Origin of the sequence: Pseudomonas flavescens (genome assembly GCF_013408425.1) — a bacterium.
Taxonomy (GTDB): Bacteria; Pseudomonadota; Gammaproteobacteria; order Pseudomonadales; family Pseudomonadaceae; genus Aquipseudomonas; species Aquipseudomonas fulva_A.
The window spans coordinates 2,207,669-2,222,926 of record NZ_JACBYV010000001.1; the positions used below are offsets into that span (position 1 = coordinate 2,207,669).

Annotated in this window: 14 protein-coding genes; 2 read left to right on the top strand and 12 right to left on the bottom strand. The window is 59.2% G+C overall.

All coding sequences use genetic code 11. The annotated features are described in order from the left end of the window. Positions 1 to 16: 16 nt before the first annotated feature. The 8 genes from wbpB to ihfB form a co-directional block, all read right to left on the bottom strand. A complete protein-coding gene (gene wbpB, locus FHR27_RS09665; RefSeq protein ID WP_179538462.1) occupies positions 17 to 964 on the bottom strand; it encodes a UDP-N-acetyl-2-amino-2-deoxy-D-glucuronate oxidase in 948 nt (315 codons plus the stop codon). 15 nt (positions 965 to 979) lie between these two features. Continuing rightward, positions 980 to 2,296 carry a UDP-N-acetyl-D-glucosamine 6-dehydrogenase gene (wbpA, locus tag FHR27_RS09670; RefSeq protein ID WP_084307831.1) on the bottom strand — a complete coding sequence of 439 codons (1,317 nt, stop codon included), beginning with the start codon at positions 2,294 to 2,296 and terminating at the stop codon, positions 980 to 982. Between the two features lie 38 nt (positions 2,297 to 2,334). Continuing rightward, positions 2,335 to 3,627 carry a Wzz/FepE/Etk N-terminal domain-containing protein gene (locus FHR27_RS09675; RefSeq protein WP_179538463.1) on the bottom strand — a complete coding sequence of 431 codons (1,293 nt, stop codon included), beginning with the start codon at positions 3,625 to 3,627 and terminating at the stop codon, positions 2,335 to 2,337. 869 nt (positions 3,628 to 4,496) lie between these two features. Continuing rightward, positions 4,497 to 5,615 (bottom strand): hypothetical protein, encoded by a 1,119-nt coding sequence (locus tag FHR27_RS09685; RefSeq protein ID WP_179538465.1) that lies wholly within the window; start codon positions 5,613 to 5,615, stop codon positions 4,497 to 4,499. A 106-nt stretch (positions 5,616 to 5,721) separates the two neighbouring features. Then, on the bottom strand, positions 5,722 to 5,901 hold the full coding sequence (locus tag FHR27_RS26895) for a hypothetical protein (RefSeq protein ID WP_373565118.1): 180 nt from the start codon (positions 5,899 to 5,901) through the stop codon (positions 5,722 to 5,724). Between the two features lie 21 nt (positions 5,902 to 5,922). Further along, positions 5,923 to 6,135: a hypothetical protein gene (locus FHR27_RS26900; RefSeq protein WP_257026869.1), complete on the bottom strand. Its 213-nt coding sequence runs from the start codon at positions 6,133 to 6,135 to the stop codon at positions 5,923 to 5,925. A 108-nt stretch (positions 6,136 to 6,243) separates the two neighbouring features. Continuing rightward, positions 6,244 to 7,884, bottom strand: coding sequence for a methyl-accepting chemotaxis protein (locus FHR27_RS09695; RefSeq protein ID WP_179538466.1), 1,641 nt, complete (start codon positions 7,882 to 7,884; stop codon positions 6,244 to 6,246). Positions 7,885 to 8,131: 247 nt separating this feature from the next. After that, complete coding sequence (gene ihfB / locus FHR27_RS09700) at positions 8,132 to 8,419, bottom strand: integration host factor subunit beta (RefSeq protein WP_042553988.1); 288 nt, start codon at positions 8,417 to 8,419, stop codon at positions 8,132 to 8,134. Between the two features lie 317 nt (positions 8,420 to 8,736). On the opposite strand from ihfB, the gene FHR27_RS09705 reads away from it, so the two are divergent. Next, complete coding sequence (locus FHR27_RS09705; protein WP_042553987.1) at positions 8,737 to 8,976, top strand: YheU family protein; 240 nt, start codon at positions 8,737 to 8,739, stop codon at positions 8,974 to 8,976. A gap of 514 nt (positions 8,977 to 9,490) precedes the next feature. Here FHR27_RS09705 and FHR27_RS09710 read toward each other — a convergent pair. The 4 genes from FHR27_RS09710 to FHR27_RS09725 form a co-directional block, all read right to left on the bottom strand. Continuing rightward, positions 9,491 to 9,919, bottom strand: a complete 429-nt coding sequence (locus FHR27_RS09710; RefSeq protein ID WP_042553986.1) for a hypothetical protein — start codon at positions 9,917 to 9,919, stop codon at positions 9,491 to 9,493. A gap of 109 nt (positions 9,920 to 10,028) precedes the next feature. After that, complete coding sequence (locus FHR27_RS09715; protein WP_179538467.1) at positions 10,029 to 11,195, bottom strand: MFS transporter; 1,167 nt, start codon at positions 11,193 to 11,195, stop codon at positions 10,029 to 10,031. A 1,157-nt stretch (positions 11,196 to 12,352) separates the two neighbouring features. Then, positions 12,353 to 13,171 (bottom strand): SDR family oxidoreductase, encoded by an 819-nt coding sequence (locus tag FHR27_RS09720; RefSeq protein ID WP_179538468.1) that lies wholly within the window; start codon positions 13,169 to 13,171, stop codon positions 12,353 to 12,355. Between the two features lie 232 nt (positions 13,172 to 13,403). Beyond that, a complete protein-coding gene (locus FHR27_RS09725) occupies positions 13,404 to 14,243 on the bottom strand; it encodes an IclR family transcriptional regulator domain-containing protein (protein WP_042553983.1) in 840 nt (279 codons plus the stop codon). A 178-nt stretch (positions 14,244 to 14,421) separates the two neighbouring features. Between FHR27_RS09725 and FHR27_RS09730 the strand changes: the two genes are divergently transcribed. Continuing rightward, entirely contained in the window at positions 14,422 to 15,180 is a 759-nt protein-coding gene (locus tag FHR27_RS09730) for a siderophore-interacting protein (protein WP_373565119.1), read from the top strand. The last annotated feature ends 78 nt before the right edge of the window (positions 15,181 to 15,258 follow it).

Genomic DNA, 15,258 nt, shown 5'->3' on the forward strand with positions numbered 1-15,258 from the left:
GCCCGTGAGATCAGCGTCAATTCAAACGACCGAGAAAGGGATGCCCCTCTCCATTCACTGCAGTAACTGCAGTGGCAGAGCGAATGGTATCGACTGTCTGAACACAATGCCTGGCGTCCTCAATTCCGTAACCGCGACCCGCCAAAATTTCCTGGTAGCTGATGGTATGTAGGTCGGTGAAGCCTTCAGAAAACTCGATTTCATCGCCGTCCACGGTGATCGATCGATAGGTCGGCTTCTTACCCTTCACGCTTTCTGGCAAATCATCAGCGTCGATGGACAGGAACCAGCGCACACGTGCTTTCTCATATTCGAGGTAGCCAGCCGCTTTGTAGTCGTTAGCGTAATGCAATACATTGCGCTGCAGCTTGCCGAAGATGAAATGCAGCATGTCGTAGAAGTGCACACCTATGTTCGTAGCGACACCGTATGATTTGCGCGGATCCCCCTTCCAACTCTCCATATACCATTTGCCGCGGGACGTGATGTAAGTTAGCTCGACATCGTACTTGGCCTCGCGATTTTCGCTGGCAACCTTTTCCTTTAGGCTCAAAATTGCTTGGTGATGCCGCAACTGCAGAATGTTGTAAACACGCTTGCCGGTCTCCTTCTCTACGCGAGCCAGCTCATCCAGCACTTCAGACGTAGGTACCAGCGGCTTCTCGCAAATAACATCACATCCCAGCCGCAGACCGGCGGCGATATGCGCGTGATGCAAGTAGTTGGGCGAACAGACTGCGACATAATCAAGAGCCGTGGCCGGATCTCGCTTGATGCGGTTGGCATGCTCGGCGAAACGTTCAAACTCAGTGAAGAACTCGCTCTGAGGCGACAGGCTGTCGATGATCCCGACAGAGTCATTGATGTCATAAGCGGAGACCAACTCGTTACCCGTATCCTTGATAGCTCGCATATGGCGAGGAGCGATATAACCAGCGGCGCCGATAAGTGCAAATCGTTTCAAAATGACCTCCCCCACTTAAGCTTTGATTACGTTGGCAGCAGGCGCACGGTACTTACCGCGGCTATCGACTATCAACTTCGCATGCTGACTGATCAAATCGTAATCAAACTTATCATGATCAGTGGCGAGAATAACTGCGTCGAAGCGCTGGAGGTTCTCGGCGGTAAGCGGCTCGCTAGACAAATCGAAATTATGCTCACGCATTTTAGGAAATTTAGGCACATGTGGATCGCTATATGCGACTCGACATCCTTTCGCCTCGATCAACTCCATGATCTCCACCGAGGGCGACTCACGCATATCGTCTACGTTCTTCTTGTAGGCGATACCAAGTACGAGCACATTACTGCCTTTAAGCGGTTTACCCGCGTCGTTCAGGCCATCCATCAGCTTGGTGACGACATATTCAGGCATAGCTTGGTTGACCTCACCAGACAGTTCGATGAAACGGGTGTGCAGGCCATACTCGCGAGCCTTCCAGGTCAGGTAGAAAGGATCGATTGGGATGCAGTGACCGCCGAGCCCAGGGCCAGGATAGTAAGGAGTGAACCCGAATGGCTTGGTTGCTGCGGCATCAACGACTTCGAAGATGTCGATACCCATGCGATCAGCGACGATCTTCATCTCATTTACTAGGCCAATATTTACCGCACGGTGGATATTTTCGAGCAGCTTGGTCATTTCTGCAGCTTTAGTGGAGCTGACGGACACGACTTTGTCGATGGCCTGCTCATAGAGCGCAACACCTACATCGAGACAGGCAGGCGTATGACCACCAATTACCTTCGGAATGGTGCGTGTTTCAAAATTGGGATTGCCTGGGTCTTCACGTTCTGGCGAGTAGACCAAGAAGATATTCTCACCGACTTTCAGCCCTGCATGCTCGACACGTGGCAGCAGCTCCTCCTCGGTGGTGCCTGGATAAGTGGTGCTTTCCAATGACACAACCTGCCCCTCACGTAGGTAGGGTTTGATCGCGTCAGTAGTATTTATAACGAAGCTCATGTCCGGCTCGCGATACTTATTTAGCGGTGTCGGTACGCATAGAATCAAAGCGTCGCACTCACTGACGCGCTGAAAATCCGTTGTCGCTTCGAATCCCGAAGAACGTGCGGAAGCTACTTTTTGAGCGGGAATGTGCTCAATATAACTCCCGCCAGCATTGAGCGTATCGACCTTATTGACATCGATATCGATACCTAAAACGCGGAATCCAATTGCGTTGTAGCGCAACATAAGCGGCAACCCTACGTAGCCAAGACCGACAATACCAATCAGGGCCTCCCTGCTCTTGAACTTGGCAACGCTTGTCTGCTTGATAGCTGACGTCATGTAACACTCCAGATACTTATAGAATATAGATATAAAAATTAACCGGCGTCGCTAAAACGAGAGTGCGTTTTAGGCTTACTGGTCAAAACGCTCATCAGCGCAATGAATAGGCCCAACATGGTGCCCAATACAGCACCTAGCGCCACCACCAAAATCCTCTTAGGCTTGATGGCAGAGCGTGGATATATCGCTTGCCTATCGATGTTCACCAATTGCAAGGCATTAAGGTTCAGATTGAGACCCTTGAGCTCCGCAGCCTCCTGATTCCATTTCGCATAGTTCTCGATATATACATCCTCATCAGCGCGCTGTTTGAGGAGTTCAACTTCGCGATTCTGCTCAAGCAACCGTAAGTCGGCTTGGAGCTTTGCAACACGGGGCTCGGTAAACTCATCCGAGCGGCGCTTTTGTAGCGCATCGCGCTCTGCTTCGAGCGCCTCAGTGCCCATGAAATAGAGAGGGATCTGCTGGTTATTGACCTCCGTGCGGATGACATTGCCAGAGCCAGACACTGGTGCGCTATCAGAAAGGGTGGATGGCGTACTCGGCTTCTCGATGCCCAGCGACTTCGCGATCATGACAGCTTCATTTAGTTGTGCGATTCGGTCATCACGACGAGTACGGAGTTGCTTGCGCAAAGAGTTCAGTTCGTCCTGCAGCTGAGCTCGCTTGAGAGCATCAGCCTCCGAAAGCGATGCAATCTTCGCTTGCTTGTCTGCCTGGTAGGCAGCACGCTCGGCTGCCATACGCTGCTCCAGCTTGGCCAAGCGGTTACGGATGATCACTTCCACGTCTTCTGCGAGGGCAGTACGCTCTTGCTGGATCACGTACTGGATCAGCCCATTGACGATATCGGCACCTTTCACACCCCATGGGTAGGTATAAGCGAGCCCTATATAGGAAAAGCCACCGTCGGGGCGATTAGGGTCAGGCCGCAGTATTTCAAAGTCTTCGATGATTTGGTTCATCGCCTGCTCAGCGGTCTGCCCATCATTCATAGCATCTGGCCCAAATAGCTCCTGATTGGCATTGAAGTACTCGAGCCGATACTCGTAGGAGCTGATCCCCGCACCGACTCGCTGCAGCGCCTCTTCAGGCGTCAATTCGTAGAGGCCGGATGCATTGAGCTCATCCAATACATTCATCGCAACCGGGCGCAGGATGCTCTGGGTGCGATAGTACTTGGTAGCCAACAGCGCATAAGCAACTGCCAATAGGGTGACCACGGCAGCGACACCGATGATCAGCTTCTTGCGCTCCCACAGTGCGCGCATTAGCTCGCCGAGATCGATGTCATCGTTCTGCGGACGGACGTTTGGGGCTTGCGACATGGGCTCAGTCATCCTGTTTCAAAGCGATTGGAAAATAAATGTCCACACCCCAGCTCACAGCGCCAGCGGGCCATGGGCAGTTCGGGGGTAATAGGGGCAACAGGCACTCAACAGGCATGGCGCATAACGTCCAGCTGTTTCATGGAGGAAATGGAATCTTTTTGCTGGTTGCATGGCATGGCCCCGTAGCCAAGCTGGTCGATAACCAGGCAGGCAGAGGCTGCGCGAAGGGGGTGGCTAAGCTTAAAGAGCTTTAGCGAACGCAATGATTTCTTGATCGATTCAGGCATCGTTTTCCGGGATCCGGCAAAACCATTGCCGTCACTGCAGTCCTATTGAGCCCACGTGCGTAGCGCGGGCTGTGATTTTCACCATCGGCCGACACCCGGTAGCGCAGATGTCATACACCTGCCGCCGAGCTGAAGTTTCTATTAGCGGTACCACTACTAGCGAACAGAATCTGTCGAGCGCGGCATTCTACCCAATTTTGTTTGTGGATTTCGTCATGGTTGTGATGAAAATCTCAGTGAAAAGCGCATTTTCCCAACGACTGCTCTTCACGGTTGGCGGCAACCTGCCTCTGAACAAGCCAACTGCCCTCGCCCGTTCATATCCTCAGAGCTTGAGTTGCCGTTCATCGGCGGCTTGCATTCAGACGAACGGCTGGCGAGGTCAGCCTTTGGCTGCTTATAGCACGGCTCTTTCTCATGTGAATTTTATATCTACAACTTGTTGCCGTTTTACGCATGAAACCTCGAGTGCTCTGACCAATGCCTTTTGCGGTTCCACCGCCACCATGTCCGTCACAATCTACCTCGCGCGGGTGTTCAGCATGCGCCGAGGCGGGTCTTTAGGGGCGCCCTAAGCCGTCACTGGGGTAACACTCGCGCCAAGGTGGCGCTCGTGAGCAGGCATCGCGCGGAGCGCTGCGGCCAATGCTTGAGTTCGGTTTTTACCAAGCTTTCCGGGCAAAGCAATAACACATTGCCAAAACCGAACAGCTTGAAGGCTTCGATTCTGGCGGAGCCTTTCTGCCTGGCCTCGAGCGACCATTCGCTCGAATCCAGTTCACCGAGCACATGCTTGTCGGTGAGCATATAGGCCCGTACCTGATTATCACGCATGCCCATGGAGCTCGCCGCAGCATAGGTGATGATGCCTAGCGTGGCTGGCGACAGAACGAGGTACACCATTAGCGCAGCGACCAGGCTAGCCACGCATAACTGCCAGCGGCGGGCAAGATCACCACGCGCCTTGTAGAACACCCACACGGGCAGCAACGCAAGAATCATCGAAAGCACCGCAATCAGCATAAGTTGTCCCACGGCATCGGGGGTGTCTTCTCCTCGGTAAGCCATGAGCACCATTTGCGCGGGGAAAACACCTGCCACTACCGTGCCCAGCAAAGCCAGGAACAGGAAGAAGAGCAGAGCCCAGGGCGATGCCGCTTTGCCTTTTTTCGGCCTGAGCGCGGAGAGCACGACCGGAATGTGCAGATTGGGATTAAGGAAGTAGAACAGCGTGGTCGCCAGGGCAGTGACCAGAAAGACCGCCACCGCCACCCACTCGACACCCCAATCGGATGCCCAAAGAATCAGACCACCGAAACAGGCATACCCGGCCGAGACGATGAACAGCAGCGAATTGATCGCTCGGCGCTGCAAGCGGTGATGAGTGTTGAGCATCGAGACCGCCAAGGCGAGTAACACGGCAGCGCTCGCCATGATAAGCATGAAGGCGACCGACATCAGCCCTACCCAGGCCAACCAAACGAGCAGCATCGATTGATTCGCCGCAGCGGCCTGAAAGAGATCAATACGGCCAATTGCATGGGTGTAACAGAACAGGCTCGCGAACCCCGCCAGTAATCCAAACAAGCTGAGCAACCAGGCAATTGCGCCCCAGTGGGCTAGCACACGCTCCAGTTTCGACTTCGGTGAAGGATCGCTAGCTGGTGTGCCTTGCGCAGTTGCGGATATAGCGGTCATCGGGGTTCATGTTCCGTTTCGAGGTCAGAACACGCATTTTATTCGAAACGAGCGACAGAATAGGCTCGCCTCAAGGGGATCCCGGATGCCCCTCGGCTAACCGAGGCTATGGGTCTATCGGGTCAGTGATGTTGAGGATACGGCCGCTGGAGCACATGCCGTTGCCAGCGATGACGATGGTGGGTCTGGCGCTGCTTACCAGGTGATTGAGGATCCTCTGGTGGTCGGAGTGGCTGTCGATGGTGATCAGTTGCTCGAAGGCCATCGGCCTTCTGCCGGATTGCATGCGGGCCAGCACTTCGTCGTTCTAATGGTCTTTCAGTTCGCGATAGCCCTGGATGAAGCGGCTTGCCAAGGCTGAATCCAGGATGATGGGCAGGCGTGGCCAGTCGACTTCAGCAGGGTCATTTGGTGCAGTTTTGAAAGCTTCGCGGGCATGGCCCGCTCCCACAAAGGTTTCTGGTACCGCTGTGGTGTGCAGTTTCTTGCTGTGGATGATGTCTTCCAGCTCGTAGAGCATCTCTTGCGTGCGGCCGACGCTGAAGGCAGGGATCAACCCAGGCTACGAAAACGGGTGCCAGGGCGATCAGCGGCATTGCGCCGCCGACGGCCCTGGCTGGCGAGCGCCTTAAAGCTTGAAGGTGCTCACCAGGTTGTTGAACGAGATGGCAAGGCGCGACAGCTCCTGGCTGGAAGCGCTGGTCTGATGGGCACCTGCCGAGGTCTGGGTCGACAGGTCTTGAATGTTGACCAGATTGCGGTCCACTTCCCGGGCGACGTTGGCCTGTTCTTCGGATGCCGTGGCGATCAGCATGTTGCGGTCGTTGATCTCGGCGATGTTATGGGCGATTCGCTCGAGGGACTCACCGGTGGCCTTGGCCAGCTCTTGCGTGCTGTTGGCCAGGGTTCTGCTATTGCCCATTGCTTTCACTGCATCGTCGGCGCGTGACTGAACACTGGTAATCATCGACTCGATTTCACCGGTGGATGCCTGGGTGCGCGCAGCCAGCGCTCTCACTTCGTCGGCCACTACCGCAAAGCCCCGACCCTGCTCTCCCGCTCGTGCGGCTTCGATGGCGGCATTGAGAGCCAGCAGGTTGGTCTGCTCGGCGATACCGCGAATGACATCGAGCACCTTGGCGATATCGCGCACGCTACCGGCCAGCTCGTCGACGATGACGGTCGAATGGCCAATCTCGCTGTTCACGCTGGTGATGGCCTTGACTGCCTCGCGCGCTTGATCGCGACCGCTGGCGGCTTCCTGGCTGGTCTGCCTGGATGCTTCGGAGGTGGAGGTGGCGTTGCGGGCCACTTCCTCGACGGCTGCGCTCATCTCGGTTACAGCTGTGGCGGCAAGCTGGATTTCGTCGTTCTGGCGAATCAACCCTCGGCTGCTCTCCTCTGTCACGACGTTGAGCTCCTCCGCGGCCGAAGCCAACTGATCGGCTGCGCTGGCAATCTGCTGAATGGTGCCTTTGAGGCCGCCCTGCATCGCTCCGAGCGCAGTCAGCAACTGGCCGACCTCGTCGCGATGGCCGCTGGCGATGGTGTGGGTGAGATCGCCGCCGGCAATGCGCTCGGCGTTGCGCACCGCCAGGGTGATAGGCCCGCTGATCACCCGGCTGATGAACATGCCCAGCAGGAAGGCAGCGAGAAACGCCAGGCCGATGCCGATATACAGGTTGAGCTTGGCGGCCGCCTCCCTCTGCCGAGCATCTTCGGCACCTTCGCCGATCTGGCGGTTGTTGGACTCCACCATGATGCCCATTTCATCGATGACTGTGCGGTAGGCCTGTGACACGTCACCGGCAATCAGCAGCCTGGCGGCATCGAAGTCGCCACTCTCGATCAGCGCCAACGCGCGCTCGACGAGTGCCTGATAGGCGGGCCAACTCTTGTCCATGCGGTCGCCAGCGGCTCGTTCGTCGTCAGCCAGAGGCGTGGCGCGGTACGTAGCGAAGGCACGTTCACTGGTCTGGCGGTTCTCCTTCATGGAGGTGAGGATGGCGCTTCGCTCAGATTGCGGAGCGCCAGCCGTGGCCGCATCCAGCAAGCGATACAGGTCGCGGTTCTGGGCAACGGCGTTGGAACGAGCCTCGGCGGTCTTGGCAACAGACACGAGGTTATTGGAAAAAACCAGCTGCAGGCTGGAGGACAGTGAGCCGATCCCCTGACTGCCTACCGCACCGACAACGAGAGTGATCGTGGCGCAGAGGGCGAATGCCAGGTACAGCTTGGTCGCGAGCTTGGCGTTGTAGAACCAGTTCATATGCAAACCTGTAGATAGGAGGGTGAGCTGCAATCGCAAGGTATGCGCTGGCATCGTTACCAGTATCGGCTAAGCCACAGGCGGCTGTAGGGCGGTATGGCGCTTTATTATTGGGTGAGTTAGATCTGAGGTGCCTTGGCTCGTTGCGAGCTCACGGCGTAGCCAATCCGAATAACGGTGGCATAGACGCGGGATGGTGCGCGAAAGACGTTGAAAGACCCAGGCTAGAGCGACACCGGGTACATCATCATTCCTCTTCTTCGTTCACTCGGTCGCGCAGTTCTTTACCGGGTTTGAAGTGCGGAACGAACTTGCCATCCAGACGAACGGATTGGCCGGTTTTCGGGTTGCGGCCTACACGCGGCGCCCGATAGTGAAGAGAAAAGCTGCCGAAGCCACGAATCTCGATGCGATCGCCGGTCGCCAGCGCCTGGGACATCTGTTCCAGCATGGTCTTGATGGCCAGCTCGACATCTTTGTTTGAAAGCTGTCCTTGGTGGGTGACGATTCTTTCGATCAGCTCCGACTTGGTCATACTTTTCCCTTCGTTTTCAAGCGGCTATGTCACTCGATGGAATGGTTGTAGCACGCTGATCAGCTTTTGAACAGTCTAAAAAACCACCAATTCGGAAAATGTGGTTCGGTTCTTGAATCGACTGCAGCAGATTCGGGCAGATGAACGTAAGTCGTTGTCTGGGCTGGAATGTTGCTTGGTCGCCAGGTTGGCTCGGGATAGTCGTCTGTGATGTTGCATGCCGAGCAGCGAAAGAGGTGATCAAAACAACGCGAGCGCCGTCCAAGAGAGCCAACGCAATTGATGGTAAGAGGCCGAGAGCGCCTTAGGAGAAAACCTTGCTGATCCCCGCCAATCTGCTAGAAGCAGACACCCTAACCCGCCTGATCGAAGACTTCGTGACCCGCGACGGTACCGACAATGGTGACGAGACACCGCTGGAAACCCGGGTGATCCGCGTACGTCGCGCACTGGACAAGGGCGAAGCGGTGATCGTGTTCGATCCGGAAAGCCAGCAATGCCAATTGGCGCTCAAGCGCGATGTGCCGAAGGAGTGGCTGGTAGAGGATGAGGAGTAGCGACGATTGGGTGATGGCTGCAATTGCCTTCGCGCCGGGGGCGACGCTCCTACGGTCGGACGAAACGCCGCATTGGCGTAGGAGCCGCGACCTCGCGGCGAATAGTTGTAGCCCTTCGGTCTTGTGGAATGGCCGCAATCGCCTTCGCGCCGGGGGCGACGCTCCTACGGCCGGAGGAAATGCCGCATTGGCGTAGGAGCCGCGACCTCGCGGCGAATAGTTGTAGCGCTGCGGTCTTGTGGAATGGCCGCAATCGCCTTCGCGCCGGGGGCGACGCTCCTACAGCCGGACGAAATGCCGCATTGGCGTAGGAGCCGCGACCTCGCGGCGAATAGTTGTAGCGCTGCGGTCTTGTGGAATGGCCGCAATCGCTTTCGCGCCGGGGGCGACGCTCCTACGGCCGGAGGAAACGCCGCATTGGCGTAGGAGCTGCGACCTCGCGGCGAATAGTTGTAGCGCCGCGGTCTTGCGGAATGGCCGCAATCGCCTTCGCGCCGGGGCGACTTCCGAGGAGCTAGCCGCGCAGGCCACCTTCTCGTTCCCAGGCGCAGCGCACGCGCAAGCCACCGTCGTGCGGGCTGTGCCGGCCGGTGTCCGACTCCCAGCGGAAGGTGTGGGTGCCGTTCAGCTCGGTTTCCAGATGCACCACGGCACTGGCCCAATACAGGCGTTTGAGCAGCGCCTCGAACTCGGCGACCCAGAGCTTCCATTCGTATTCGATGGTCTGGTAGCTCGCGCCGAAATGGATGACCTGGGTCTGGTACAAACCGCTGCCAGGCCGCTGGCAGCAGGAAAACATCTCGCGCCCGAGAAACGGCCAGGCATCACCGACAGGCAAGGCCTCCAGCACCTGCTGGTTGAGCAGACGCCGCAAGCGGCTCTCCGATGGGCTGTCCGACGGCCAGTCACGAATGCTGCCATAGACGATGGATTCCGATTCCACGGGTCACTCCGCAAAAAAACTGGCTGCCTTCTATCACAGGGAGCGATTCAGGGAAACTCCACGGATGAGCGCTGTGACGGGTTTGGTCATTGCGCACCTCCCCGCCCTGCTACGGCCGGCGTGGACCCTTGCGCATCGCCCAGGCCACCAGCACCATCACCGCAGCCATGCCGGTCAGCACCATGAACGGCACCTGGTAGGTACCGGCCATGTCCCGCGCCAGGCCGCTGAGCACCGGCGTGAGGCAGGCCACGCTATAGCCCAGGCCGAGCATCATCGCCGTCCAGCGGCTGACCGCCATGGGCGAGCCCGCTTCGTAGATGGGCAGCAGCAGCGACAGGGCGAAAGATCCGCTCATGCCGAAGCCCAGGGTCAGCGCCCAGAGCTCGGGGACGAAGGTAGGCAGGAAGGTGATCATGCTCAGACTGGTCAGCGTCATGGAACCGCAAGCGACCATCAGCAGATAAGGGTTGCTGACACGCTGCACCAACCAGGGCAGCAGAAAGGAACTTGGCAGGCCCATCAGCATGGCCAGGCTGAACAGCGTATTGCTGTGCATCGCCGACAGCCCGGCTTCCTGATAGCGCGCCACTGTCCAGGTGGCAATCGCGTAGAACAGCCCGGCCTGCAGCGAAAAGTAGCCGGCGATCAACCAGGCCCGCGCCTCGCGCCAGGGCAAGCCGGCGGATGCTTCTTCATGGCTCAGCGGCTCGGCCCGGTGCTTGGGCAGACGCCACCAGATGGCGACGGCTAAGGCGGCGGGCAATGCCCAGATGGCCAGGCCGTAACTCCAGTCATCGGCGAACAGATGGGTAACCGGCATGGTCAGCACCACGCCAACCGCCCCGCCGATAGCCATGCTCAAGGAGTACCAGGCCAGCACCTGCCCCATGCGCCCGACGAAGTGACGCTTGATGAAGCCCGACAGCAGCGGCCCGGCAATGGCAATGGAGGCTCCCATCAGCACTGCGCTGCCGATCAGCATCACACTGGAATGGCCAATCAGGCGCAGCATCAACGCCAGGGTAATGGTGCCCAGGCACAGGGTGATGGTGCGCTCCAGACCGAACCTGACCGCCAGGCGCGGAGCCAGCGGCGCCAACAGCCCCATGCACAGCACCGGCAGCGCGGTAGTAAGGCTGATGAAGCCACGGCTCAGGGAAAGCTCCTGAGCGATGCGTTCGATAAGCGGCGCCAGCGAGGTAATGCCGGGGCGCAGGTTCACCGCTGCGGCCACGAGGGCCAACAGCAACAAAGCGCGAGAAACGGGTTTCACAGGATATCCTGATCAGGTGGCCAGGTTTAGCCGAGGCGGCAACCCTACCGGCAGACCTGGATTAGAGCAAGCCTGGCAGCGGCCTTGTCTCTAAAAGCGCTGCAGTCATGAGTCGGGAGGACCACCATTTCCCACAGTCGGGCTCACCCAATAATGTAGGAGCCAGCTCGCTGGCGATTGCTGGCCATGGCGCACGATTGCATGACGACTACGACCGCTTCGCCCGCAAGCGGGCTCCTACATGGCGGTGCCGTGGACGACAGGGGCTGATCCTTGCTGGCATTGGAGGCCATGGCGCACGATTGCATGACGGCTACGATCGCATCGCCCGCAAGCGGGCTCCTACATGGCGGTGCTGCGGACGACAGGGGCTGATCCTTGCTGGCATTGGAGGCCATGGCGCACGATTGCCTGGCGGCTACGATCGCATCGCCCGCAAGCGGGCTCCTATATGGCGGTGCCGCGGGCGGCAGGGGCTGGTCCTTGCTGGCGATTGCTGGCCATGGCGCACGATTGCATGGCGGCTACGATCGCATCGCCCGCAAGCGGGCTCCTACATGGCGGTGCCGTGGACGACAGGGGCTGATCCTTGCTGGCGATTGGCGGCCATGGCGCACGATTGCATGACGGCTACGATCGCATCGCCCGCAAGCGGGCTCCTACATGGCGGTGCCGTGGACGACAGGGGCTGATCCTTGCTGGCATTGGAGGCCATGGCGCACGATTGCATGACGGCTACGACCGCATCGCCCGCAAGCGGGCTCCTACATGGCGGTGCTGCGGACGGCAGGGGCTGGTCCTTGCTGGCGCTTGGCGGCCATGGCGCACGATTGCATGGCGGCTACGCTCGCATCGCCCGCAAGCGGGCTCCTACATGGCGGTGCCGTGGACGACAGGGGCTGGTCCTTGCTGGCGATTGGCGGCCATGGCGCACGATTGCATGGCGGCTTCGACCGCATCGCCCGCAAGCGGGCTCCTACATGGCGGTGCTGCGGACGGCAGGGGCTGGTCCCTACATGGCGGTGCCGCGGGCGGCAGGGGCTGGTCCTTTGTAGGAGCCAGCTTGCTGGCGATTGCTGGCCATTGCATGGCGGCTAAGACCGCATCGCCTGCAAGCGGGCTCCTGCAGGGTTGCGGCGGTACGGTTGCGTAGGGCTTCAGGATTCTCTGAGACCAGTTGCCTTGGCGCGCATCTTTTCGCACATGAGCGTCATTTCGTCATAGAGCAGTTGCGGATTCTTCTGCTTCAGCGCCCAGGCCTGGCGGCCCTGCTCGTGGGGCAGGATCATGAACTGCCCGTCGGCCACCGCCTGGAAGATGTAATCGGCGATGAATTCGGCATTGATCGGCGAGCTCTCCAGCAACTTGCCGACCTGAGCCTTCATGGCAGGCGTAGGGCCGCGGAAGGAATCGAGCAGGTTGGTCTGGAAGAACGACGGACACACCACGTGCACGCCAACCTGCAGCGGTTTGAGCTCGACCAGCAGGCTCTCCGACAACGCCACCACGCCAGCTTTGGCGACGTTGTAGTTGCTCATGCCCGGCCCCTGCATCAGTGCCGCCATCGAAGCGATGTTGACGATGCGCCCCTGGCTGCGTTCGAGCAGCGGCAGGAAGGCTTTGCAGCCTTTCACCACGCCCATCAGGTTGATCGCCAGTTGCCAATCCCAGTCTTCGAGGGACAGCTCGGCGAAGAAACCGCCCGAGGCGACACCGGCGTTGTTGACGATGATATCGATGCCACCCAGCTTCTCTTCGCACGCCTGAGCGAACGCGGTGAGCTGGCTGTAATCGCGCACGTCACAGCGCAGGGTGAAACCTTCCCCGCCAGCGTTACGCACCAGCTTCAGGGTCTCGGCCAGCCCCGCATCGTTGACGTCCGACAGCGCCAGGCGCCAGCCCTCACGGGCCCAACGCAGCGCGATCTCACGCCCCAAACCGGACCCGGCACCCGTGATCATCATGCGATTGTGCATACGCAACCTGCCCTGCTGGCCAATGAAAGACAGCCCGAGTGTAGCGAAGGCAAACCCAGGCCCCAGCCATCATCAGCCTGTTGAATGGGCAGACCGCGGGCCGGGTATGGCGGGGAGATCGTGTGTCGGTCATGTCCTTGGGTATCGCTTCGCTCGACCCAGGCCGCCATTCCGACGGTTGCTCGCACGTAGCCGGGGTCGAGCGCCGCGACACCCGGGAGTGTTTTTCACGTCACTGAAACAGCCGCGTACTCAGCTCATGGCTGGCTTCCAGCAGGATCGGCAGGAAACGATTTTCCAGCTCCTGTCGCGAAACGCGGCCAACGTGGGTACCGACATTCAGCGCTGCCAGCACCTGGCCGGCAGAATCCTTGAGCGGTACAGCGATGGAACGCAGGCTGACTTCCAGCTCCTGATCGATGATCACCCAACCCTGACGGCGAATCTCCTCGATATTGGCGCGCAGGTCTTCCGCCGTGTGCAGGGTGCGACTGGTCTTTACCTGCAGATCGGCATGGCTCAGGTAATCGTCCAGCGCCGCATCTCCCAAGGCTGCAAGCAGGATGCGGCCCATGGACGTGCAATACGCCGGCAGCCGGCTACCCACGCTGAGGTCAACGGAGATGAGCCGCTGCGGCGTGGCCGAACGGGCGATGTAGAGAATCTCGTCGCCCTCCAGCGTGGCCATGGAGCAGGCTTCGTGCAGTTGCTCGCTGAGCCGGTCGAGGATCGGCTGGGCAGTGACCGCCATGGGCGTCGAGGACAGATAGGCGTGGCCCAGCGTCAGCACCTTGGGCAGTAGCGAATAGACCCGCCCGTCGGTGGTCACGTAGCCCAGCTTCATCAGGGTGTGCAGGCAGCGGCGCACGGCGGCACGGGGAATCTCGGTACGGTGGCTGATCTGCGCGATGGTCAGGTGGCGCTTGCGCTCCTGAAAGGCATGGATGACCGCCAGCCCGCGCGCGAGCGAAGTCATGAAATTCGGATCGCCCGTGAACGCTTCGATACGCTTAGCCGGCGATGCGATGATCGGTGGCGCCATCGGGCTTGGCAGGGAACGGGATTCGGTCATGGCTATCAACTCATCCTGACGATATGCGCGATTATCGAACTGCGGTGCGATAATCGCAAGGTAATCGGCAGCGATCCTGAGCTTGCCCCTGTATCCGAGGCTCAAAACTGGCACTCGGTGATCACAAGACTGTCACTGGCAGAGCAAGTCATGCCTCTAGGAAAAAGGAGTGAGACGAGTGACCTCCAGGGCCAAGATCATCGAGCGGGTGATGCACCCCACCGCCCGCCGCTGCCTGACGGTGGCACGGGTAGCGGATGTCACCCCACGCATGCGCCGCGTGACCTTCACTGGCGAGGCGCTCGAGGGTTTCGTTTCCGCCGCTGCGGATGACCACATCAAGCTACTGTTCGCACACAACGAAGACGAACAACGCCGCCTCGATGATTTTCTGGCGGGCCGCGATGGCGAACGACCGTTAACGCGGGACTACACGCCGCGCCGCTACGACCCGCAGGCTGGTGAACTGGACGTGGACTTCGTCCTGCACGGCGACGGGCCTGCTTCCACCTGGGCGAGTCAGGTGCAGCCGGGGCAGCAGTTGTATATCGCCGGGCCACGGAGCTCTCTGGTGGTGCCGGATATCTTCGATGCCTACCTGCTGATCGGCGACGAAACCGCCCTGCCCGCCATTGGTCGATGGCTGGAGGCGCTCACACCAGGGCGCAAGGCGACGGTGCTGGTGGAGATCGAGAACGAGGCGGAAAAACAGCGATTGCCCAGCGCGGCCGAGGTGCAACTGCACTGGCTGATTCGCGGCGAACGCAGCCTGCTCGACGCCACGCGCGCATTGCGCAAGCCTGAAGGCGAGCTGTACGCCTGGGTCGCCTGCGAGGCCAATCAGTCTCGCAAGGTTCGTCGCATGCTGATCGAAGAGCAGGAGATCGATGAGAAACGCATCAAGGCGGCAGGGTACTGGCGGCGGGATGACGCCTGATGCGAAACGCCAGTGTTGGTGGGCTGAAGCCCACCCTACGCCGCTGGACAGCTATCATTGCATCGCCCGAAAGCAGGC